Source organism: Stetteria hydrogenophila (assembly GCF_054657575.1).
On the sequence record NZ_BAAHYL010000001.1, the window covers coordinates 73479 to 94437 of the forward strand.

The 20959-nt window shown below is 66.5% G+C and carries 21 protein-coding genes; 18 read left to right on the plus strand and 3 right to left on the minus strand.

The features are described from left to right. Positions 1-31: 31 nt before the first annotated feature. Genes ACYQ3J_RS00370 through porB form a run of 4 tightly spaced genes read left to right on the plus strand, consistent with a single transcriptional unit; the run spans position 32 to position 3160 of the window. Positions 32-661, plus strand: coding sequence for a 2-oxoacid:acceptor oxidoreductase subunit gamma family protein (locus tag ACYQ3J_RS00370; RefSeq protein ID WP_460122921.1), 630 nt, complete (start codon positions 32-34; stop codon positions 659-661). 3 nt (positions 662-664) lie between these two features. Beyond that, on the plus strand, positions 665-985 hold the full coding sequence (locus ACYQ3J_RS00375; RefSeq protein ID WP_460122924.1) for a 4Fe-4S binding protein: 321 nt from the start codon (positions 665-667) through the stop codon (positions 983-985). Positions 986-1037: 52 nt separating this feature from the next. Continuing rightward, positions 1038-2195, plus strand: coding sequence for a ferredoxin oxidoreductase (locus tag ACYQ3J_RS00380; RefSeq protein WP_460124515.1), 1158 nt, complete (start codon positions 1038-1040; stop codon positions 2193-2195). Next, positions 2195-3160 (plus strand): pyruvate synthase subunit PorB, encoded by a 966-nt coding sequence (gene porB, locus ACYQ3J_RS00385; protein ID WP_460122928.1) that lies wholly within the window; start codon positions 2195-2197, stop codon positions 3158-3160. The genes ACYQ3J_RS00380 and porB overlap by 1 nt, the downstream gene beginning before the upstream one ends. A gap of 11 nt (positions 3161-3171) precedes the next feature. Here the strand turns inward: porB and rqcH are convergent, their stop codons facing one another. Then, positions 3172-5145, minus strand: a complete 1974-nt coding sequence (gene rqcH / locus ACYQ3J_RS00390; RefSeq protein WP_460122931.1) for a ribosome rescue protein RqcH — start codon at positions 5143-5145, stop codon at positions 3172-3174. An 87-nt stretch (positions 5146-5232) separates the two neighbouring features. Here rqcH and ACYQ3J_RS00395 point away from each other — a divergent pair, with 87 nt between their 5' ends. Further along, positions 5233-5541 (plus strand): hypothetical protein, encoded by a 309-nt coding sequence (locus ACYQ3J_RS00395; protein ID WP_460122933.1) that lies wholly within the window; start codon positions 5233-5235, stop codon positions 5539-5541. An 83-nt stretch (positions 5542-5624) separates the two neighbouring features. Then, a complete protein-coding gene (locus tag ACYQ3J_RS00400) occupies positions 5625-6851 on the plus strand; it encodes a methionine adenosyltransferase (protein WP_460122936.1) in 1227 nt (408 codons plus the stop codon). A gap of 17 nt (positions 6852-6868) precedes the next feature. Here the strand turns inward: ACYQ3J_RS00400 and mpgS are convergent, their stop codons facing one another. After that, positions 6869-8041: a mannosyl-3-phosphoglycerate synthase gene (gene mpgS / locus ACYQ3J_RS00405; RefSeq protein WP_460122939.1), complete on the minus strand. Its 1173-nt coding sequence runs from the start codon at positions 8039-8041 to the stop codon at positions 6869-6871. A 194-nt stretch (positions 8042-8235) separates the two neighbouring features. On the opposite strand from mpgS, the gene ACYQ3J_RS00410 reads away from it, so the two are divergent. The 8 genes from ACYQ3J_RS00410 (at position 8236) to ACYQ3J_RS00445 (ending at position 15913) form a co-directional block, all read left to right on the plus strand. Further along, positions 8236-9453, plus strand: coding sequence for a glutamyl-tRNA reductase (locus ACYQ3J_RS00410; RefSeq protein ID WP_460122942.1), 1218 nt, complete (start codon positions 8236-8238; stop codon positions 9451-9453). 7 nt (positions 9454-9460) lie between these two features. Continuing rightward, positions 9461-10498 (plus strand): porphobilinogen synthase, encoded by a 1038-nt coding sequence (gene hemB / locus ACYQ3J_RS00415; protein WP_460122944.1) that lies wholly within the window; start codon positions 9461-9463, stop codon positions 10496-10498. Between the two features lie 15 nt (positions 10499-10513). Continuing rightward, positions 10514-11791, plus strand: a complete 1278-nt coding sequence (gene hemL / locus ACYQ3J_RS00420) for a glutamate-1-semialdehyde 2,1-aminomutase (RefSeq protein ID WP_460122947.1) — start codon at positions 10514-10516, stop codon at positions 11789-11791. A 6-nt stretch (positions 11792-11797) separates the two neighbouring features. After that, positions 11798-12700, plus strand: coding sequence for a hydroxymethylbilane synthase (gene hemC / locus ACYQ3J_RS00425; protein ID WP_460122950.1), 903 nt, complete (start codon positions 11798-11800; stop codon positions 12698-12700). Continuing rightward, positions 12697-13449 (plus strand): uroporphyrinogen-III C-methyltransferase, encoded by a 753-nt coding sequence (gene cobA, locus ACYQ3J_RS00430; protein ID WP_460122953.1) that lies wholly within the window; start codon positions 12697-12699, stop codon positions 13447-13449. The genes hemC and cobA overlap by 4 nt, the downstream gene beginning before the upstream one ends. Beyond that, on the plus strand, positions 13413-14204 hold the full coding sequence (locus ACYQ3J_RS00435) for a uroporphyrinogen-III synthase (RefSeq protein WP_460122956.1): 792 nt from the start codon (positions 13413-13415) through the stop codon (positions 14202-14204). The genes cobA and ACYQ3J_RS00435 overlap by 37 nt, the downstream gene beginning before the upstream one ends. Positions 14205-14301: 97 nt before the next feature. After that, positions 14302-15276: an AbrB/MazE/SpoVT family DNA-binding domain-containing protein gene (locus tag ACYQ3J_RS00440; RefSeq protein WP_460122959.1), complete on the plus strand. Its 975-nt coding sequence runs from the start codon at positions 14302-14304 to the stop codon at positions 15274-15276. Positions 15277-15307: 31 nt separating this feature from the next. After that, positions 15308-15913, plus strand: a complete 606-nt coding sequence (locus ACYQ3J_RS00445; protein ID WP_460122962.1) for a hypothetical protein — start codon at positions 15308-15310, stop codon at positions 15911-15913. On the opposite strand, the gene ACYQ3J_RS00450 is transcribed toward ACYQ3J_RS00445, so the two are convergent. Continuing rightward, the gene (locus tag ACYQ3J_RS00450) at positions 15875-16552 is read right to left on the minus strand and encodes a precorrin-2 dehydrogenase/sirohydrochlorin ferrochelatase family protein (protein WP_460124518.1); all 678 of its coding nucleotides are present in this window, start codon (positions 16550-16552) and stop codon (positions 15875-15877) included. The two genes, ACYQ3J_RS00445 and ACYQ3J_RS00450, sit on opposite strands and share 39 nt — an antisense overlap. A gap of 193 nt (positions 16553-16745) precedes the next feature. Between ACYQ3J_RS00450 and ACYQ3J_RS00455 the strand changes: the two genes are divergently transcribed. The 4 genes from ACYQ3J_RS00455 to mobB all read left to right on the plus strand — a co-directional run bounded on the left by ACYQ3J_RS00455 (position 16746) and on the right by mobB (position 20754). Next, a complete protein-coding gene (locus ACYQ3J_RS00455) occupies positions 16746-17978 on the plus strand; it encodes a TIGR04053 family radical SAM/SPASM domain-containing protein (RefSeq protein ID WP_460122965.1) in 1233 nt (410 codons plus the stop codon). A 6-nt stretch (positions 17979-17984) separates the two neighbouring features. Continuing rightward, entirely contained in the window at positions 17985-18953 is a 969-nt protein-coding gene (locus tag ACYQ3J_RS00460; protein WP_460122968.1) for an Lrp/AsnC family transcriptional regulator, read from the plus strand. Positions 18954-18978: 25 nt separating this feature from the next. Beyond that, a complete protein-coding gene (locus ACYQ3J_RS00465; protein ID WP_460122971.1) occupies positions 18979-20148 on the plus strand; it encodes a radical SAM protein in 1170 nt (389 codons plus the stop codon). A 171-nt stretch (positions 20149-20319) separates the two neighbouring features. Continuing rightward, positions 20320-20754 (plus strand): molybdopterin-guanine dinucleotide biosynthesis protein B, encoded by a 435-nt coding sequence (gene mobB / locus ACYQ3J_RS00470; protein ID WP_460122974.1) that lies wholly within the window; start codon positions 20320-20322, stop codon positions 20752-20754. The last annotated feature ends 205 nt before the right edge of the window (positions 20755-20959 follow it).

The window sequence follows — 20959 nt, forward strand, 5'->3', positions numbered from 1 at the left end:
AAGACTCGGTTGGCGGCTTCTAATGGAATACATGCGCCCCAACGGATGGGCGCGGAGAGGCCTGGCTTTGGCTTGTGTGGAGATCCGCTGGCACGGGAGGGGGGGTCAGGGGGCGGTTACCGCCAGCGAGATAGTTGCCGCGGCGGCTATCCTGGAGGGGAAGTACGCTCTCGCCTTCCCGGAGTTCGGCGCCGAGAGGCGCGGCGCCCCGGTTAAGGCTTACACTAGGATCTCGGACAGCCCGCTCGTGCCGAGGACGCCCATAGTGAACCCTGACATCGTGGTGGTGCTCGACCCCAGCCTTCTGGAGTTGAACGTAGTGGAGGGCTTGAAGCCTGGAGGCGTGGTCGTGGTTAACCATAGTGGGACCCCGGAGGAGGTGGCCAAGATCCTCAAGCTCACGGTTCCGGCCAAGGTTGCGGTGGTCGACGCCACGAGTATTGCGATTAAGAGGCTTGGTAGGCCGATCGTGAACACTGCCATACTCGGAGCCCTCGTCAGGGCGACGGGCATAGTCAGCCTCGACACCGTTGTGAGGCTGGTCGCCGAGAGGTTCCCCGGCAAGCTCGGCGAGGCTAACGTTCAGGCGGTGAGGGACGCCTACGAGTCCACCCTTATCGCTGAGGCTAAGCCCGAGCTAACCGTAGGGGGGTGCGCGTGAGCCTTGGCCGAGGCTAAGCCTGGCTGGAAGAGCCTCCCGCCTGGAGGCATAATAGTGGAGCCCGGCAGCAGCTTGAAGTACAAGACTGGCACGTGGAGAGTGGTAAGGCCCGTCATAAACCAGGACAAGTGCGTGCGCTGCAGGCTGTGCTGGCTCTACTGCCCCGACGCCGCCATACTCGAGACCGACGAGGAGTACGTTGACAGCAAGGGTAGGAGGTGGAATAGAACCTACATAATAAACTATGACTACTGCAAGGGCTGCGGCATCTGCGCCGCCGAGTGCCCTGTCAAAGCTATTGACATGGTGCCCGAGCACCAGTAGGGGGTGAAGAGTGGTGGAGGCGGTCACCGAGGCGAGGGCCCGGCTCAAGCCTATGTCCACTAACTCCGCGGTAGCCACCGCGGTCAGGGACCTTGACGTCGACGTCGTGGCGGCTTACCCGATAACCCCCCAGACGACGGTGATGGAGAAGATAGCTGAGTACATAGCTAACGGGGAGCTGCTGGCTGAGATGATCCACGTCGAGAGCGAGCACAGCGCCCTCTCGGCAGCAATGGGCGCCGCTGCGGTGGGGGCGAGGGCGTTCACCGCCACCGCCAGCCAAGGGCTTGAGTTGATGCACGAGATCCTTCACATCGTGAGCGGGCTCAGGCTCCCGGTGGTTATGAGCGTCGCCATGAGGGCCCTCTCGGCTCCGCTGAGCATCTGGAACGACCAGAGCGACGTGATGAACGCTAGGGACGCCGGCTGGGTGATATACTTCGCCCACAGCGCCCAGGAGACTTACGACACCATCATACAAGCCTACAGGGTAGCCGAGGACCCGGACGTGCTGCTACCCGTCATGGTGGCCTACGACGGCTTCGTGATGAGCCACACCATCGAGCCCGTGGCCGTTGAGGGTAGGGAGGCGGTGCTCTCCTACGCCCCCAAGAGGCAGTTCCCATACAAGCTGGACCCCGACAAGCCCGTCTCCATTGGAACCGTCGCCGACCCCGACTGGTACTACGAGTTCAAGTACCAGCAGGTCCAGGCGATGAAGAAGGCCCTCGAAAAGGCCAGAGAGGCCGACGCCGAGTTCGCGAGGAGGTTCGGCAGGGGCTACGGCGTGATGGAGTGCTACATGTGCGAGGACGCGGAGGCCCTGATCATGGCTAACGCCAGCTACGCCGCGAGCCTGAAGGCTATACTGCCCGAGGCGAGGAAGGAGGGCTACCGCGTCGGGCTCCTCAGGCTCAGGCTCTACAGGCCCTTCCCCATGGAGGAGTTCCTGAGCCACGCCTCCAACGCTTCAAGCCTGCTGGTGATGGATAGGGCGATAAGCTACGGGGCCCCCTACCAGGGCCCGCTCGCCAACGAGGTCGCAGCCATCAAGGTCAAGGAGGACCTCCCCTTCAACCTGGTCAACGTGGTGGCCGGGATAGGCCAGAGGACGATGGGGAACGAGGACTTCAAGGCACTAATCAGGCTCGCCTGGGAGGCGAGGAGCAGGAAGTACCCTGAGACCATATTCTACGGGGTGAGGGAGTAGTGGCGGAGGCCCAGGAGTTCAAGCCGAGGATCCGGGGGGTCTTCGACCTCCCCCGCGAGGAGAGGTTCGTAAGCGGCCATAGGCTATGCGCAGGCTGCCCGGTAGGCACGGTGATGAGGATACTGACCAAGATTGCCGGGAAGGACGCCATCATAGTCAACGCCACAGGCTGCCTCGAGGTTTCCAGCACCCCCTACCCCTACACGAGCTGGATGAACCCCTGGATCCACTCGGCCTTCGAGAACACCGGCGCGGTCGCCTCGGGCATAGAGGCCGCGTTGAGGATGCTCAAAGCCAAGGGAGTGCTGGACAGGGACATCAAGGTAATCGCCGTCGGCGGCGACGGGGGCACGGTGGACATCGGCCTCCAGTCCCTCAGCGGCATGCTCGAGAGGGGCCACAAAGTGATGTACGTGCTCTACGACAACGAGGCCTACATGAACACTGGGATACAGAGGAGCGGCGCAACCCCATGGGGGGCATGGACGACTACCACCCCCGTGGGCAGTAAGTGGAGGGGAGAGTGGAGGTGGAAGAAGGACATAATGGGCATCGTGCTAGCCCACCGCGTCCCCTACGCCGCGACTGCGAGCCCGAGCCACCCAATCGACATGGCCGCTAAGTTCGAGAAGGCGCTCTACTACACCAGAGAGGGGCCGACCTTCGTCCACGTGATAATACCCTGCACCGCGGGCTGGAAGTTCGACCCATCCCTGGGCATCAAGATTGCGAGGCTCGCCGTCGAGACCGGCATGTGGGTCCTCTACGAGGTCGAGAAGGGCAAGTTCAGGGTCACCGTCAAGGTGCGGAGGAGGAAGCCGGTGAGGGAGTACCTCAAGCTCCAGGGCAGGTTCCGCCACCTGACGGACGAGGAGATAGAGTTCATACAGAAGATCGTCGACTCGGAGGTGGAGAGGGTCAACAAGCTCGCCGGGGAGGAGGCGATCGGCCCCCTTCAGGCCTAGCCCTCCCCCTCTCACGCCTCGCTCGGCGGGTTGAACCCCTCGCCCCTTCCCCGCGCGATTTTGAGCACCCTGCTCCTGCCCGGGATCCTCTGCTTCACCTCGTCGAGGGGGATCGCCTCGGCTAGGAGCGAGTCGGGGTACTCAAGCTTCGAGGCCCACGCCTCCTTCACCTTGCCGGCCACCGCCTCCACGCCCTCATCCCCTGGGGCTAGCAGGGCGTAGGCCAGGGACCTCCGGGCCACGAGGTCCTCGGGGCCCGCTATGACTATGGGTAGCTGCTGCTCGTTGTCGACTGCAAGGCCCACAGCCAGCTGGAGGGGGATGGGTGGCAGGTAGTTCTTCCTACCGTAGACCATGAAGGCGCCCCTGGCGAGGTACTCCCCGGAGGGCGGGCTCTTCGAGACCTGGCTGCCCCAGGCCCAGTAGACGCTCACGCTCCCGAGCCCCGCCCGCCACGCCCTGCTGTAGGCCGCCGCTATGTATGCGGCGTCGACCAGGTCCTCCTCCGGCGGCGTCCTCCCGCGGGTCAGGAGTACCACCGCGGGAGCCCCGTGGATGTCGGCGTGCATGAAGATGTCCTTCTCGCCGAGGTACCTCTTCACCACGCTCTCGTTCTGGCTGGCGTCCCTGCCGCCGACGGCGAGGAACCCGTTCCTGGTGACTATCCAGTGGTACTTCTCGAACCAGTACCGCTTCCTCGCCCTCACCCTGGCGGCCAGCCTGCTCAGCTCCGCCCTCCGCTCCAGCTCCCTGAGCCTAGCCTCCGCCTCCTGCACGGACTTCAGCGCCCTCTCCGCTTTCGCCTCGTACTCCCCAGCCTCCGCGTAGAGCCTAACTATCAGCTTGTCCACCGACTCGCCTATCCTCGCCTTAACCCTCACCCCCGCCACGTCGAGGGTGACCACGCCCCTGCCATAGTCGGCCTCAGCCACGCCGGGGCACTCGCCGGCGCCCCGGGAGCGCCACGCCCTCCTAGCGCACTCGAGGGCCTCGGCTACCGCGTGGTAGTTCGAGGCCACCGCCTCTGCGGCCGCCCTCAGCTCTCTAGCCTTCTCCCTGTAGGACTCAGCGGTCCTCCTCGCCTCCTCGAGCGCCCTCTCGAGCCTAGCCCTCTCCTGGTCCTGGCCCCCCGCCGAGGCGCCGCCGGCCGCCGCCAGGTGGTAGAAGTGGTCGTCCAGCGCTTCGTCTATGCTCTGGTACTCGTAGACCTCGACGTCCCCGCTCCCCTCGTACTTGGTGAGCCTGAAGGGGGCGGCCTCCAGGGGCTCGCCCCGCCTCACCGCCCTGTAGCCCCTGCCCTCCCCGGCCTCCCTGATGAGGGAGGCCACCGCCTCTGCGAGGGCCTCCAGCTCCCCGGGCGACAGCTCCTCCGGGGAGCGCTGGGGCTCCACGCCGGCCCGGAACGCCGCCTCCTCCGCAGCCTCCCCGGGGAGGCCCAGGCCCCTCACGAGCCCCCTGACGACGTCCCTCTGCCCCCTGAGCCTGTCGCGCAGCACTCCCGGGTCCACGTCGGGTAGGACGGAGCCGCTGGGGGGAGGGGGCTCGTACTTGACCCCCGGCCTCACCGCCCTATCCCTCATCTCGACGTACCTGCTGGCCCCCACTATGACGCCGTCGGGCGAGACAAGCGCGGCGACCCCGCGGGGGACCAGCTCAACGTAGAGCCTCCAGCCGCCCTTGAACTCGAGGAACGCGACCCTGTCGAAGTCCAGCTGCCTCACACCCTCCAGCCTGAGCCCCCTCAGCCACTTCCTCGCGAGGAGGGAGAGCCTGTCCCTCTGAACGCCCCCCGACGGCTTCAGCCTGCGCGTCGCGTGCATCCTAACCCCGGGCTCGATCACCACGAGCTCCTCCCCGGCGCCCTTGAGCCTGGCGAGGTAGACCCCCTGCTCCTCGTAGAAGTTGGCGAGCCTCGCCCCCGAGAGCCGGGAGAGCCTCGCTGTGACCGCGTGCAGGTCTATGTTGCTCATCGACCTCCTAGCCATGCAATCCTCCACCCCTCGAACGGGCCCCTAGGGGTGGCTTCGGCGTTGCAGAGCTTAATCTCGCGCCCAAGCCAGGGCCCCGTGGGGGTGCCCCAGGTGGCCGAGCCCAGGGTTAGGGGGCACGTGGCTGTCGCGGGGGCTCTCGGCACGCTCACGGGGCTGGCGCTAGCCCTCCTCACCCTCCACGGCCCCCTGGCGTCCCTGGACGCTAGGCTCAGGGGCGTAACGGGGCTGGCGGTCGGGTTCATCGTCTACGCGCTGTGGTACTCCGCCTCCGCCCTGACGGGCGGCGCGGCCAGGTTCATGAGGCTCGCTGAGATCTTGGAGTCGCTTGCCGCGTTCTACCTGGCAATGCTGCCGGCGTGGGTGGGCTTCTACAACGCGTTCACCCGGTAGGGGGGCAACCGTAAAAGTCCCGGGGCTCGGGAGACCCCTAGGGCGGTAGCGGAGCTGCGGTAGGAGACCATGGTGGTGGAGCTGTGGCTAGGAACATAGTCATCGAGAAGTACCCGTACCCGCCTGTGAGCGAGATTGAGATTGAGCTCGTGGAGAGGAAGGGCACCGGGCACCCGGACTACATAAGCGACTCCATCGCCGAGGAGGCGAGCAGGGCCCTAAGCCTCTACTACCTCAAGGAGTTCGGCCGCATACTACACCACAACCTGGACAAGGTACTGCTCGTGGGCGGCCAGGCTCAGCCGCGCTTCGGCGGCGGCGAGGTGCTGCACCCAATCTTCATACTAGTCTCGGGGAGGGCGACTACGGACGTGCGCACCGACGACGGCAGGGTCCAGGTGCCGGTGGGGAGCCTGATCCTTGGCGCGGCCCGGAGGTGGCTCAGGGAGAACTTCCGCTTCCTAGACCCCGACACCCACGTCATTATAGACTACAGGATTGGGAGGGGGAGCGCGGACCTCGTGGGCGTCTTCGAGGAGTCCCGCAAGATGCCGCTGGCGAACGACACCAGCTTTGGTAGCGGCTTCGCACCCCTCTCAACGCTCGAGAACCTGGTCTTCCAGACGGAGAGGCTGCTCAACAGCAGGGAGTTCAAGTCCAGGGTGCCCGCCTCCGGCGAGGACGTGAAGGTTATGGGGCTCAGGAGGGGGAGGAAGATAACGCTCACGGTAGCAAACGCCGTCATAAGCCACCTCGTCAGGGACCTCGACGAGTATGTCAGCGTTAAGGATGAGGTCAGGGAGGCGGTGCTAGACCTGGCCGCCAAGCTAGCCCCAGACTACGACGTTGAGGTTCATGTTAACGTCGCTGACGTGATAAGGAAGGAGAACCCGATAATCTACCTTACCGTCACCGGCACTAGCGCGGAGCACGGCGACGACGGCGCGACTGGCAGGGGGAACAGGGCGAACGGGCTCATAACGCCCTTCAGGCCCATGAGCCTCGAGGCGACGGGCGGGAAGAACCCTGTCAGCCACGTCGGCAAGCTCTACAACGTCGCGGCGATGGAGATAGCTGACAAGGTGTACAGGGAGGTCAAGGGCGTCAGAGAGGTCTACGTTGAACTCCTCAGCCAGATCGGGAGGCCCATCGACGACCCGCTCATCGCCGACGTCAAGGTCAACTTGGAGCCGGGTGTTGAGCTGACGAGCGACGTCAAGAACGAGATATACTCGATAGTGGACGACTACCTAGCTAACATAAACAAGCTGACGGAGAAGATACTCCGCGGCGAGGCCCCGCTATTCTAGCCTCCCCCACCACGGGCCTACCCGCCCAGCACGGCGGCATCTTTACTCGACGCGACGAAGGCCGTGAACACCTTAGACGGGTCCACGCTGCCGGGCGGCGGGTAGACCCTGGGCCTCGGCGGCTCCCCGTGGTAGTTGTAGCTCTCGAGCACCTCGCGGATCCTGCTCTTCACCTCAGGCCTGGACAGCCTGGAGTAGTAGATGGTCCCCATGCTCACCGCAACCATGTCGGCTATGTGGTCGCTCCCCCTCTCGGCGTGGATGTGCGGGTTCCTCGTCTCCACCTGGAATATCTTAATGCTTGGAGGGCTCAACGGGCACTCGCCCTGCTGGAGGCCGAGCCAGCACTTCTCCAGGAGGTATACGAGCTGGTAGCTCTCCACCGCGAAGCCCCCGGCCCACTCCATGCTCAGCGCAGTCTTGACGTCCATGGCGTGCTCGCCGCTGTTGGCGGTGCTTATCACCTCCGTCTCGATCCTCCTCTCGAGGGAGAGGGCGTAGTTGAGCACCGCGTTTGTGTGCTGGGAGACCCTCCCCCTCCTCCTGAGGTAGATCCCCCCCGTCTGGAGCTTGGTCTTGAAGGGCCACTTGACCCTGACCATGACGTGGTTGTTCGGGATGAGGCTGAACCCCGTGTAGTAGGCTAGGGCGTACTCGTGCGCCGCCCCGGGGACGTAGTTGTCGCTGTCAATGAAGCCGACGTAGTCGAGGCCGAGGGCGGCTGCTGCTATGACGCCCAGGATCATGCCCTCCCCCTTGCCCTTCCTCACAAGCCCCTCCTCGTCCAGGAGGGCCTCGAGGGGGGTGCCCCTCAGGGCCTCGCCCCACGCCGGGTCCCTCTGGTGGAACGCTATGATGCTCCTACCCGAGGCGGCGTGTATGGCTTTGACTAGCTCCAACTCCCCGGCGTAGGCGTCGGCCGGCTCCCGGTCGCTGGCCGAGACGAGTATGATCGTGCTCGCGTGCGGGACCGCGGCTATAACGTTCTCCAGGGTTAGGAGGTCCTCGTTCTTGGCGGGTATGACTATGCCCGTCCTGTAGGCCACCTCCTCCATCTCGTGCGTGTCCAGCCACACGACGCCGCGGGGCCCGCCCCTGTACCCGACGGCGTCTATTTCAAGCACCCTTACAACGTCGTATATCCTGACGGCTCCGTAGTCCTCGAACCTCGAAGGGTACTCCCAGAGCACGCCCCGGCACCCATGGAAAGCGGGGGCTGCCGTGGCAATTATCTCCATGCACGCGGGCGCGGCCGGCGGATGCCCCCGGCTCGGCGGGGCGTATATACCGGACTATACGCCTCTCTCCGCCTGCAAGTGCCGGACAGTGCTCAGGCGGAAAAGCAGGCCCCAATATTATAGGGTAGCTTGTGGTGTGCTAGCTCATGCAAGCCCGCGGAGAGGGCCTGTACTCCAGCTGCAGCCAGCTCGGCCGTTTGAAGGTGTTCTACGCCAGCCACAAGGACGCCGGACTCGAGGTGGTGTCGAGACTCCAGGGCTTGAAGGGGAGGGTCTACGACGCAGTCTACCCCAGGGTGTCCGGCGTCGTGGTGCTGTCCACCTGCAACAGGTTCGAGGTGTACGTCGACGGCGGGGAGGGCGAGGCGTTGAGGGGCCTCAGGGAGGCCGTCGGCGGCCTCGCCGGCGAGTTCAGGCTCGCCCGCGGAGCCGAGGCTGCGAGGAGACTGCTCCGGGTCGCCGCCGGGCTCGAGTCTGCGATACTCGGCGAGCCCGAGATACTGGGGCAGGTGAGGAGGGCGTGGCTGGAGGCGAGGGGGGCGGGCTACACTACCCCCCTCCTCGACGAGGCGTTCCACGCCGCCATACTGGCCGGGAAGAGGGTTAGGGAGGAGACCGGGCTCTCCCAGGGGACGGCGAGCTATCCCACGGCGGCTGTGGAGCTCGCGGCGAGGCTCCTCGGCGGCCTCGACGGCGCCAGGGTGCTCGTCGCGGGCACGGGGGAGGCCGCCGAGGGGATGGTGGCCTACCTCTGCAGCAAGTACGAGCCGGCCATGGTGACCGTTGCCGGTAGGAGGCTCGAGGCCGCGGCCCGCGTCGCGTCGAGGTGCCGCGCGGCCTCCGCCACCAGACTCTCGCCCGACTCCATTAAGGGCCGCTACGACGCGGTCCTCGTAGCGGTCTCGGGCGCCCCGGACCTCTCCTGGCTCTCGAGCGTGGGCCGGGTCGTGGTCGACATCTCCACGCCGAGGGCGGTCAGGGACGCCTACGGCTTGGAGGAGGTGGAGGCCGTCGTGAGGGAGGCCGTGGAGATGAGGGCGCGCCACGTGCCACAGGCCGAGGCGATCATAGAGGAGGAGCTAGAGAAGCTCATGGCGAAGCTTAGGTGGCGCTCCATCTCCCCCGTCCTGGAGGCGGTCAACTCCTACGCCGAGGCGCTGGCGGCAGTGGAGGCCTCGAGGATAGCGTCGAGGCTCGGAGTCGACGCTGAAAGCTTGAGGGTCGAGCTGCGCTCCTTCTACAGGAGGCTCCTCCACCCCCTCTACGCCGCGCTTAGGAGGGCGGCGCGGGAGGGCAGCGTGCCCCCGGGGCTGGCCGAGGCTATTAGGGGAGAGTACCTTAAGAGGCTCGAGGAAAGCAGCTAGGCTCGGGGTGGCTCGCTTGATAGTTGCAACCCCCGGGTTCCCCAGGGACAGGCCGAGGAGGCTCAGGGCGTCGAGGGCTCTCAGGGACCTCGTCGCCGAGGCCCGGCTCGACCCCTCGATGCTCATGCTCCCCGTCTTCGTGAGGGAGGGGATTACCAGGCCCGAGGACGCCCCCGGGCTCGAGGGTCACAAGCGCTACCCGCCCGAGTCGAGGGAGCTGGTGGAGTTCATCCAGGAGGCCATGGACCTTGGGGTAAAGTCGTTCCTCCTATTCGGGATCCCGAGCGTTAAGGATGAGACGGGGAGCAGGGCGTACGCCCGCGACGGCCCGGTCCAGGCGGCGTTGAGGCACATCCGCAGGGAGCTCGGCTGGGAGCCGGTGGTCGCGACGGACCTCTGCATCTGCGGCTACACCAGCCACGGCCACTGCGGGATCCCCAGGCAGGGGAGGAGGGGCGCCTACATAGACAACGACGAGACGCTGAAGGTGTACAGGAGGATAGCGGTGAGCCAGGCCGAGGCGGGGGCGGACATCATAGCCCCCAGCGGCATGATGGACGGGCAGGTGGCGGCGATAAGGGAGGCCCTCGACGGAGAGGGGTTCAGCGACGTCGCGATAATGGCTTACTCCGCGAAGTACGCGAGCAGCTTCTACGGCCCCTTCAGGAGCGTGATGGACAGCGCGCCCAGGTTCGGGGACAGGAGGAGCTACCAGATGGACCCGCGGAGGAGGCTCGAGGCGCTCAGGGAGGTCTACAACGACCTCGCCGAGGGGGCCGACATAGTCATGGTTAAGCCGGCCCTGGCGTACCTCGACATGATCAGCCTGGTGAAGGAGAGCTTCCCCTACGCCCCCCTCGCCGCCTACAACGTGAGCGGGGAGTACGCACTGGTAAAGCTGGCCGCCAGGGAGGGCATCGCGGAGGGGGCGGCGCTGATGATGGAGGTGCTCACCGCTATCAGGAGGGCTGGCGCGGACATAATCATAACTTACCACGCCGTCGAAGCCGCAAGGCTCCTCAGGGAGGGATTCAACCCCTTCTAGGCGGGGTGGAGGGGCTTGGCTAGGAGCCTGGAGGTGCTCGAGAGGGCTAGGCGCGTCCTCGTCGGCGGCGTGAACAGCCCCGTGAGGGCGCTGGTCAAGCCCTACCCCCTCGTGGTCGAGCGCGCTAGGGGGTCGAGGGTCTGGAGCGTCGACGGGGAGGAGCTGATAGACTTCATCATGGGCTATGGGCCCCTCCTCCTCGGCCACGCCCACCCCGAGGTCGCGGCGGCGGTGGCGGAGCAGCTGGAGAAGGGGTGGCTCTACGCGGCGGTCACCGAGGCCGAGGTCGAGCTGGCTGAGAGGCTGGTCAGCCTCTACAAGCCGGGCGGCATGGCTAGGCTGGTGAACAGCGGCACGGAGGCGACTATGACCGCGATAAGGCTGGCCCGCGGCTACACCGGCAGGGATTACATAGTGAAGTTCGACGGCGCGTACCACGGGGCCCACGACGCGGTCCTCGTCTCCGCCGGCAGCGCCGCCGGCCACCTAGGGGTCCCCTCGAGCCCAGGGATCCCGGCGGAGTGCGCCTCGAAGACGCTAGTCGCAGAGTTCAACAACGAGGAGTCCGTGGAGAGGGTTTTCGAGGAGCACGGCGGCGACATTGCAGCCGTGATAGTGGAGCCCGTGATGGCCAACATCGGCGTCATACCGCCCAGGAAGGGGTTCCTCGACTTCGTAGCGAGGACGGCGAGGCGCCACGGGGCCCTCGTCATCTTCGACGAGGTGGTGACCGGGTTCAGGCTCCACCTCCGCGGCGCCCAGGAGGTCTACGGGGTCGAAGCCGACCTGGTGACGATGGGCAAGGTGATCGGCGGCGGCTTCCCCGTGGGGGCCGTGGTCGGGAGGAGGGAGGTTATGAGGCACCTAGCCCCCGAGGGGAAGGTCTTCAACGCCGGCACCTTCAACGGGCACCCCGTCACGGTCGCCGCGGGCCTCGCGACGGTGAGGGTCGCGGAGAGGATCAACGCCCCCGGCATCGTGGCGGAGAGGGCGAGGGAGCTGGAGGAGGCGGTGCACGAGGCCCTCAGAGGGGTTGGCGTGGAGTACACCGTGAACAGGGCGGGCGGAGTGCTCCAGTTCTACCTCGGGGTAGGCAGGGTCGAGACGGCTGCGGACGCGAGGAGGGCCGACAAGGCGGCCTACGCGAGGCTCCACGAGGCCCTCAGGAGGAGGGGGATCCTCGTGACGCCGAGCCAGCTCGAGGCCCTCTTCCCCAGCACAGCCCACACCGGCGAGGACGTGGAGGCGTTCCGGAGAGCCCTGAGGGAGGCGGCAAGGGAGGCTCTGGGGTAGCGGCGCATGCACTTGAGGGTAGCCACGAGGGGGAGCAGGCTCAGCCTGGAGCAGGTAAGGATCGCCATGGAGTACCTCAAGTCCAGGATCCCGGGGCTGACCTACGAGGTGGTGGTGGTCAAGACCCTGGGGGACCGGGTGCAGGACAGGCCCCTCCACCTCCTCGGGAGGAAGGGGGTGTTCGAGAAGGAGGTAAACCTCGCCGTCCTTGAGGGCAGGGCGGACGTGGCGGTCCACAGCATGAAGGACCTCCCCTCCGAGATGGCGGAGGAGCTGGACCTGCTAGCAGTCCCACCCAGGGAGGCGCCCAACGAGGCACTCGTCCCCCGGAGGGGGCTCGAGCCCAGGGATCCCGAGGGGCTCCCGCCCGGCTCGGTGGTCGCCGCGGGGAGCCCGAGGAGGAGGGCGATGATCCTCAACGCCAACCCGGGGGTTAAGCCGGTGATTGTCAGGGGAAACCTGGACACGAGGCTCAGGAAGCTCGACTCCGGCGCCGCGGACTACCTCCTCGCAGCCGAGGCGGGGCTGAGGAGGCTCGGCGTGGACCGGCCCAGGGTGGTGCTCCCCCTCATCCCCTACACCCCCCCGCCGGGGCAGGGCGTGATAGCGGTCGTGGGCCTGAGGGACTGGAGCGGGGCGAGGGCGCTGAGGGAGGCGAGCCACAAGCCTACCGAGGCGGAGGCGGTGGCGGAGAGGGTGTTCCTGGAGAGGCTCCAAGCCGGCTGCAGCACGCCGGTGGGCGGGGTCTCGAGGCTCTCGGGCGGGGCGCTCAGGTTCCACGTCTCAGCATTCTCCCCCGACGGCAGCCGCGGGGCGTGGGCGACGCTCTGGGGCAGGGATCCCGCCGAGCTGGGCGAGGAGGCTGCTAGCGTGGCCAGGACCCTGCTCAGCGAGGTGACAGGGGGTTGACGGGCTTCGTCGCAATAGTCGGCGGCGGCCCGGGGGACCCGGGCCTCATAACGGTTAGGGGGCTCCAGCTCGTCAAGACTGCCGACGTGATAGTCTACGACAGACTCGCCCCCAGGGAGGTGCTCTCCGAGGCGAAGCCGGGGGCGGAGCTGGTCTACGCCGGGAAGGAGAGGGGGCGCCACGCCATGACGCAGGAGGAGATCAACAGGCTCCTAGCGGAGAAGGCGATGGAGGGCAGGGTGGTGGTGAGGCTCAAGGGAGGGGACCCACTGACCTTCGGCCGGGGCGAGGAGGAGTGCGCCTACCTCATCGACCGCGGGATCCCCTGCACTATAGTCCCAGGCGTCCCGAGCTTCGTCGCAGCCGCAGCCTACGCCGGGATCCCGCTCGCGGGGAGGCAATACGCCTCCTCCTTCGCAGTCACCACGGGGACGAGGGCCCAGGGGTCCCCGGGCCGCTCCGACTTGAGGGCGATCGCCTCGGCGGTGGACGCCGTGGTTGTCCTGATGGCCGCCCACAGGGCCGGGGAGGTGCTCAGGGAGATAGCGAGCGTCAGGGGCCCCGACTTCCCCGCGGCCATAGTCGTCTCGGCCTCCACCCCCCAGCAGAGGGTCTACACCGGCACAGCCCTCAGCCTCGCCGAGGCCCACCCGAGCGTCGACCCGCCGGCGGTGATAATAGCGGGCCCCCAGGTCCGGTGGAGGGAGGAGTATTGGCTGAGGAGGCCCCCTGCACCGCGCTACTACTAGGCCCCGACCCCCCGCCGCCCAGGCTGGGCCCCTGCAGGGCGGCGTGGGTACCAGTGCTCAGGGCAGACCCCGTCCCAGGCTGCTCCCTCAACCTCCTCCGGGCGGGGCCGGTCGACTTCATAGCGTTCACCAGCCCCAGGGCGCCGAGGGCGCTCGAGGCGGACGCGAGGGCCCGCGGGGTCCTCGGGGAGCTGAGGAGGCTCGCGGCCCGCGCCGTGGTCGGAGCGGTAGGCCCCAGGACCGCCCGCGCCGTCAGGGAGGCCCTTGGAGTCGAGCCCGTCACCCCGGCCAGGTACACCGGCAGGGACCTCGCGCTCCTCGCAGCATCGAGGGAGGCCGGGAGGGTCGCGTGGGTCAGGGGCAGCGTCTACAACAGGGACTTCAAGTCCGTCGTCGAGGCCAGCGGCGCGGCCCTCGTAGAGGTTGAAGCCTACAGGATCACCGCGGACGAGGAGGCCGCGGAGAAGGCAGCCAGGGAGGCCGGGCGCCACGACTTCCTGGCGCTCACGAGCCCCCTCATAGCCTCGCTCGTCCTGCCCAGGCTCAGGGATCCCCCAAAGCGGGCGGTCCTCGTCATAGGGCCGACCACGCTGAGGAAGGCGCTCGAGTACGGGGTCGAGGCGTTCAACTACTGCGTCCCCGAGGAGTACAGCCTGGAGGGCCTAGCAGCCTGCATCGAGGGCTACCTGGGAGGCGGCGGCCCGCGGGATCCCGACGCCCCGGCCCGGCGCGGCGGAGCTCACCTTCAAGGCTAAACCGGCGCCCTGCAGGGCGGCGAGGGACGCTTTAACTCAGCCTAATAAAGACTCGAGCGGACTCCATTACCCCCTGGGGTGTCCGGGGTAACCCTGCATGTCCATAGAGGTTAGGAGGGTCCAGAGGCTGGGCAGCTCGAGCCTCGTCGTGACGATCCCCAAGGAGTGGGCCTCCAGGCTCGGCATCCAGGCGGGCAGCAAGGTCTACCTGGTCGACGAGGGGGACAGCATTAAGATAATGCCCAGGCTCCCGGGGATGGAGGAGGCGAGCGCCTCGCTCGACCTGACCAGGCTCGACCCGGGCATGCTCGCCAGGGTTGCCAGCTGCATCTACCTCGCCGGCCTCAGCGACGTCACGGTGAGGGTTTCAGGCGACGCCGGGGAGGCGGCGTACCTCATGAGGAAGGGGTCGGAGAGCCTCTCGATGGTCGACGTGTCGATTGACGGCGGGGACTCCCTCAGGGTGAGGATTCTCCTGGATGCCGACAAGGTTGACGTCGCCAGCCTCATCCGGTCCCTCGGCTTCAACGCTGTGAGGTTCCTCAAGCTCCTGGAGAGGGTCACGTCGAAGGGGAGCATCGACCAGCAGGACCTCGAGGAGGCGGGCTTCCTTGGGAGGGAGTTCATGAGGCTCCAGCACACGATAATCCGGTACCTTACGATGGAGAAGCTCAGCAAGCTCACGATGGCCGACTTGATCCACGCCAGCCTGGGGGCCAGCTACCTGGGCTTCGCTAACGACACCCTCCGGAGCACCATAACGCTGCTCCGCAGGATCGGGGTCCCCAGCCTGGGGGAGGAGCACTTCAAGCTAATGAAGGACATTGGCTCCCTCATACAGCTCTCCGCGAGGCTCATCGTCTCCCCCAGCCACAGGAGGCTGAAGGAGGCGTTCGACTCCCTGCAGGAGGTAAGGGAGCGGCTCGAGTCCATGATGGCATCCAGCGGCGACGCCCAGGTGGCGGTGCTGCTCTCGAGGCTCCACACCGTGCTGAGAATAGTCAACATCACACTCTACATCGCGGCCTGCAAGTCCATACTCTCAAGCGTCAGCCACGGCGGGAGCGGCTAGCAGGCCCCTCCCCCGGGGGCGGTGGCTGCTTATGGTGGTCGCGCTCGTCTACCACAAGCCCGGCTCCCCCGACGGGTTCAGGGTTGTGGAGGAGCTCGCGAGGCGGGTCTCTCTGGCTACCGGCAGGAGGGTGGAGGTTGTGGAGGTCGACGAGGGCCTCCCGAGGGGCTGCAGGCACGCCGTGGCGGTCCTCCCAGCCCCCGGCGGCCACCTCGAGCAAGTCAAGGCTAGAGCCGGCTCCATGGGCGGCTGCAGGGTCTCGGGGCCCATAGACTGGAGGGTCCAGGCCAGGGTCGTGGCTAGAGCGCTTGACTCCAGCGGCTGCAGGGGCGGCGTGGTCTTCTACTGGAGGGCTAAGAGGTTTAAGCGGGAGCAGGACGCCTGGGTGTCCTCAATCGCCTCGCTCGCCTCGAGGCTCCACGGGGCCCCGGTGGCGGCGGCGGGCCTCGACTTCGGCTCGCCCCCGCCGGGCGGTGGCGGCTGCGCCTTCCCCCTCACCCTCTTCCCCGGGAGGCTCGCCGAGGCCCTCCGGGGGGCTGGGTGGAGGCTGGCGGCGGAGAGCATACTCTCCTCGGGGGAGGGGTTCAGGGAGGTGCTCTCATGGATCCTCGGCGAGCTCGGCTCTGGCGACCTCTAGCGCCCTCCTGAGGGCCTCCTCCGCGTCGCCCCGCGCGACCGCCCGCCGGTAAGCCTCGTCCCCCGCCACCTTGAAGTATATGGGCATCCTCTTCCTCGGGCTCGGCACGTTGGCCTTGAGCCACTCCTTAAGCCTCGCCATGGAGTAGTAGAGCGCCCTCAGCTCCTCGTCGCGCTCCAGGCACTCCCTGATCTTCTCCGCCGCAGCCCTCGCCGCTATCCCGGTCCTGCCGAGGCTCGTCACCGCGTAGTGGAGCCCGTAGCTGGTGGAGCCCCTGAAGGGCACCACGACGTTCCCGAGCCTGTAGTCCACCGCGTTGTTCACGAGCTTCCCCCTGGAGAGGGCCTCCTCGGCGACCCGGCGGGCAATGCCGGGGTCCGACACCGCCACGACGACTAGGTCGCTCTCCTCTATGAGCTCAACAAGCCTCCCCCAATCCTCGGGGAGCCTGAGCCTCACCAGCTCCAGGGATCCCCTCCCGGCCTCGGCCCTCAGGCCCTCGGTGAAGTCCATGGCCGCGACCTTCACCCGAGCCCCCGCCCTCGAGAAGAGGAGCGCCCTACCCTCGCCCACGCGCCCCCCTCCCACGACGAGGACCCTGAACCCCTCCGGGTTCACGTAGAGCGGGATCCAGCCCATCACGCTCACCAAGCAGCCCCAAGGGGCGCCGGGGGCCCCGGGGGGAGTACTCGGGTGGGGCTGGCCGTTTTCCGGGGACGTTTTAATTCGAGGTATATGGGCGTAAGTACGGGCTGGGCCTCCGGGCCTGGGCTTCATATACCCGTGCTTATTGCCTTCACAGACCTTCAGGGCCACTAGGGCGGTTGCCGGCATGGATGCAGCTAGCGCTGCGCGCATGCACGCCCGCGGGGCCATGAGCTGGCCCTTCGACAGGAAGCCTCTGATAGTCTTCTGGGAGACCACTAAGGCCTGCGACTTGGTGTGCAAGCACTGCCGGGCAAACGCCATCAAGAACCCTCTCCCGGGCGAGCTGAGCACGAGGGAGGGGGAGAGGCTGATAGACGAGGTGGCCTCCTTCGGCAAGCCGAGCCCCATACTCGTCTTCACCGGCGGGGACCCCCTAAAGCGGGGGGACATCTGGCACCTGCTCGAGTACGCCGTCTCCCAGGGGGTTAGGGCCGCGGTAGCGCCCAGCGTGACCCCCCTCCTCACCCGCGAGGCCGTGGAGAGGATGGCTAGGATAGGCGTGAGCGGTGTTAGCATTAGCCTCGACTCCCCGTTCGAGGAGGTCCACGACTCGATCCGGGGGATCCCGGGCACGTGGAGGAGGACCCTGGAGGCGTTGAAGTGGTTCAAGGACGCCGGGATCAACGTTCAGGTCAACACCGTCGTCATGAGGAGCACGGTGGACGGGCTCGCCGACATGGTTAAGCTACTCCTAGACCTCGACGTCAGGGTGTGGGAGGTCTTCTACCTCGTCCCAGTGGGCAGGGCGGGCTTCGAGGAGGACCTCACCCCCCAGGAGTGGGAGGACGTGACCCACTTCCTCTACGAGGCGAGCAAGTACGGGCTGAGGGTGAGGACGACGGAGGGCCCGATGTTCAGGAGGGTCACCATAGCCAGGACCCTCGCGGAGAAGCTGGGGAGGCCCGACCTATTCACGAGGGGGCTGGGCGGGCTCTACGAGAGGCTCACCGCGAGGCTCAGGGAGCTACTCGGCGAGCCCCGGGGGCCGGCGCTGGCGCACACCACGGGCACGAGGGACGGGAGGGGCATAGTGTTCGTGAACTACAAGGGCGACGTCTACCCGAGCGGCTTCTTCCCCGTCCCCGCCGGGAACATTAGGGTGAAGAGCCTCAGGGAGATCTACACCGAGAGCCCGCTCTTCAAGAAGCTCCGCCGCAGCGAGGGCCTGGAGGGCAGGTGCGGCAGGTGCGAGTTCAGGCACATCTGCGGCGGCAGCAGGGCGAAGGCGTTCGCCTACCACGGCAGGGTCATGGCTGAGGACCCCCAGTGCCCCTACGAGCCGGGATCCTACAGGCGCATCCTCGAGGAGGGGGGCCTCGACCCCAGGCTGCTCGACGAGGCCCTGGAGTGGAGGTGACCCGCCGTGCCCGGCCTGGACCCCGTGGACGCCTCGGTCCTCATGGCCCTCCAGTACAGGTTCACCCTGAGCGAGGACCCCTACCGTGACGCCGCGGAGGCGGTGGGCGTCAGCGTCGACGAGCTGCTCGGCAGGGCGAGGAGGCTCGCCGGGGCCGGGGCGTTGAAGAGGGTGGGCTTCTACCTCAACTACCGCTCCACCGGCCTCAGCGCCACGCTCGTAGCGTACAGGAGCGGCGGCAGGCTCAGGGAGCTGGCGGAGTACTATAAAACCGACGACCTGGCTACCCACGTGTACCTCAGGGACCACCCCTACTTTGACGTGTGGGTCGTGGTCAAGAGGCCGTCGAGGGAGGAGCTGGAGGCCCACATCGAGGAGGTCTCGAGGAAGCTCGGCGTGGAGTACGTTATCCTCTACAGTAAGAGGACGTACAAGCTCAGCGTGAAGTACGACGTCTACACCGGCCTCTCGCGGGCCGGGAGGTACGCCTGGGTCAACCCCTCGCCGCCGAGGCCGGAGGACCTGGGCTACCCCCTCAGCCTCGCGAGGCTCCTGAGGATCCTCCCCCTCGAGCCGAGGCCCTACCGCGGCATCGCGCAGCGCATCGGCATGAGTGAGGGCGAGGTGGTGGAGGCTGCTAGGGCTATGCTTGAGAAGGGCGTGCTGGGCGACCCGGGGGCGGCGCTCGACGGCCACAGGATCGGGTTCAGGGAGAACGCCATGGTCGTGATGGAGCCGGCGGGCTCGGAGGAGGAGCTGTGCGAGTGCGTCTCCAGGTTGCCCTTCACGACGCACGTCGTCCTCAGGGACCCCAAGCCCAGGCACGCGTGGAGGCACACGTGCTACTTCATGGTTCACGCGGTCTCCAAGCCGCTCGTGGCTAGGGCCGTCGACGCTGCCAGGTCCATATGCAAGCCTAAAAGCCTCCTAGTAATCAGGAGCCTGGCGGACCTCAAGCCGGGCGTGGTCAGGTGACCCGGTTCACGTGGTGGTGTGAGCCTTGATCCCGGTCAGCGTCCTCGTCACGGGTAAGGGAACGGTTTCCGAGAGGGTTAAGGGGAGGTACGGGAAGGGCAGGCCCAGCAGGTTCACCAGCGAGCTCAGGCCCGTCGTGTTCTGGAACGTGACGTACAAGTGCAACTTGAGGTGCAAGCACTGCTACATAAACGCCGGCCCCGACGTGAACCTGCCGGAGCTGGGGGAGGAGGACATAGTAAGGGTGGCCGACGAGATAGCAGAGATCGGGATCCCGCTAGTAGTCTTCACCGGGGGCGAGCCGCTGGTCTCCAACAAGTTCTGGGTGGCAGCAGAGAGGCTCGCGGGCCGCCCGAGGCCGAAGCTGAGCCTGAGCAGCAACGGGACCCTCATAACCCCGGAGGTCGCGGGCAGGCTCAAGAAGCTCGGCTTCGTCTACGTTGGCATAAGCATTGACAGCCTCAACCCAGAGGAGCACGACGAGTTCAGGGGAGTCAAGGGGGCCTGGAGGAGGGCCGTGGAGGGCATCAAGAACACCGTCGAGGCCGGGATCCCGGCGGGTATAAGGTACACTGTCACCAGGTGGAACATCGGGGAGGCCCCGGAGGTCGTGGACTTCGCCGCGAAGCTCGGGGCGGTGAGGGTCAGCTACTACCTCCTAGACACAATCGGGAGGGGCGCGGAGATAAAGGAAGCAGTGCCCACCCACGACCAGCTCAGGAGGTTCCTGGACGAGGTAATAGTCAAGGCGAGGGAGTACGCCGGCACGCTGGAGATACTGCTCGTCAGGATGAACTGGGGCGGGATATACATAGCCACGAAGCTGGCGAGGGACAAGGAGGACTTGAAGCAGTACCTGGAAGCCATACAGGCCCAGGGAGACTGCGGGAGGAAGACGGTGAGCATCTACCCCGACGGCACCGTGAGGCCGTGCCAGTTCATAGACTACGTCGTCATCGGGGACCTGAGGAAGCAGAGGCTCCGCGACATCCTAACCCCCGATAACCCGAAGCTGAAGCCATTCCTCAACATACCCGCAATGCTCAGGGGGCCAAGGTGCTCCAAGTGCCCCTTCAAGGAGTACTGCGGCGGCGGCAGCAGGAACAGGGCCCTAGTCTTCAACCGGGACTTCTGGGGCGACGACCCAACGTGCATAGTCGACTACGAGAAGATAGCCGCCAAGTTCAACCTCTAACCACGCCACCCCCAAGACTCTAGCCCGCCAAGCCAACCGGGTGGAGCTGCAGGATTCGCGCAGCACACAACGCCGGCGCCCTGGGGGAATCCTCAAGCCGGCAGGCCAGCCTAGAGGACCCTCTCTTCAAAAGGCAGGCTTCAACAATCTCCCGGAACCCCGGGGGGTTTGGTGAGTAGAGTGGCGTGTATTGTGGCTGTGACCGGTAGGTCTGGCTCGGGCAAGACTTCGGCGATTGAGTGCGCCTTAAGGGAGTTAGCGTCGATGGGGGTCAGAGTGCTGGCGGTGAAGCACACGTACCACGGCGTGGATGTCAAGGGGAAGGATACGTGGCGCTTCAACGAGGCTGGAGCAGTTGCAGTCCTAGCCCTAGGCCCGGGGGAGGTGGCAGTCTTCACGAGGAAGCTGGAGCCAGAGGCTCTCCTGGAGGCCCTCTCAAGCTTCTACGACGCCGTCATCGTTGAGGGATTCAGGAGCGCGGCCGAGAAGTATGAGCGCGTGGTTGACGTTGAAGTGCTAGGCCCACGGGAGGCCTGCAGGGCAGTAATATCCAAGATTCTAGAGTGCACGGGATCCCGGGGAGCCCCAGCCCAGGCCAGCGGCTAGCCGCTGACCTCGTCACCGGCTATAGCTCTGAGCACCCCCCACGACTAGAGTGCATGCCCTGTTAGAACGCCGAGCCACCCGTCACGTATCACTCAAGGAGTGCCCTAAGCCTCACCGGGCCCGCTTTAGGCCATCTTGGCGTTGCACGAGTACCTCCCGGCAGTTAAAAGACACGGCACGCCCTTTTATGGTAGCAGCCGGGATA

Excerpts from the sequence above, each read along its gene's own strand:
- ACYQ3J_RS00370 (WP_460122921.1), top strand. The coding sequence starts at position 32 with ATGCGCCCCAACGGATGGGCGCGGAGAGGCCTGGCTTTGGCTTGTGTG.
- ACYQ3J_RS00380 (WP_460124515.1), top strand. The coding sequence starts at position 1,038 with ATGTCCACTAACTCCGCGGTAGCCACCGCGGTCAGGGACCTTGACGTC.
- rqcH (WP_460122931.1), bottom strand. The coding sequence starts at position 5,145 with ATGGCTAGGAGGTCGATGAGCAACATAGACCTGCACGCGGTCACAGCG.
- ACYQ3J_RS00410 (WP_460122942.1), top strand. The coding sequence starts at position 8,236 with ATGCAAGCCCGCGGAGAGGGCCTGTACTCCAGCTGCAGCCAGCTCGGC.
- hemC (WP_460122950.1), top strand. The coding sequence starts at position 11,798 with ATGCACTTGAGGGTAGCCACGAGGGGGAGCAGGCTCAGCCTGGAGCAG.
- ACYQ3J_RS00440 (WP_460122959.1), top strand. The coding sequence starts at position 14,302 with ATGTCCATAGAGGTTAGGAGGGTCCAGAGGCTGGGCAGCTCGAGCCTC.
- ACYQ3J_RS00445 (WP_460122962.1), top strand. The coding sequence starts at position 15,308 with ATGGTGGTCGCGCTCGTCTACCACAAGCCCGGCTCCCCCGACGGGTTC.
- ACYQ3J_RS00450 (WP_460124518.1), bottom strand. The coding sequence starts at position 16,552 with ATGGGCTGGATCCCGCTCTACGTGAACCCGGAGGGGTTCAGGGTCCTC.
- ACYQ3J_RS00455 (WP_460122965.1), top strand. The coding sequence starts at position 16,746 with ATGGATGCAGCTAGCGCTGCGCGCATGCACGCCCGCGGGGCCATGAGC.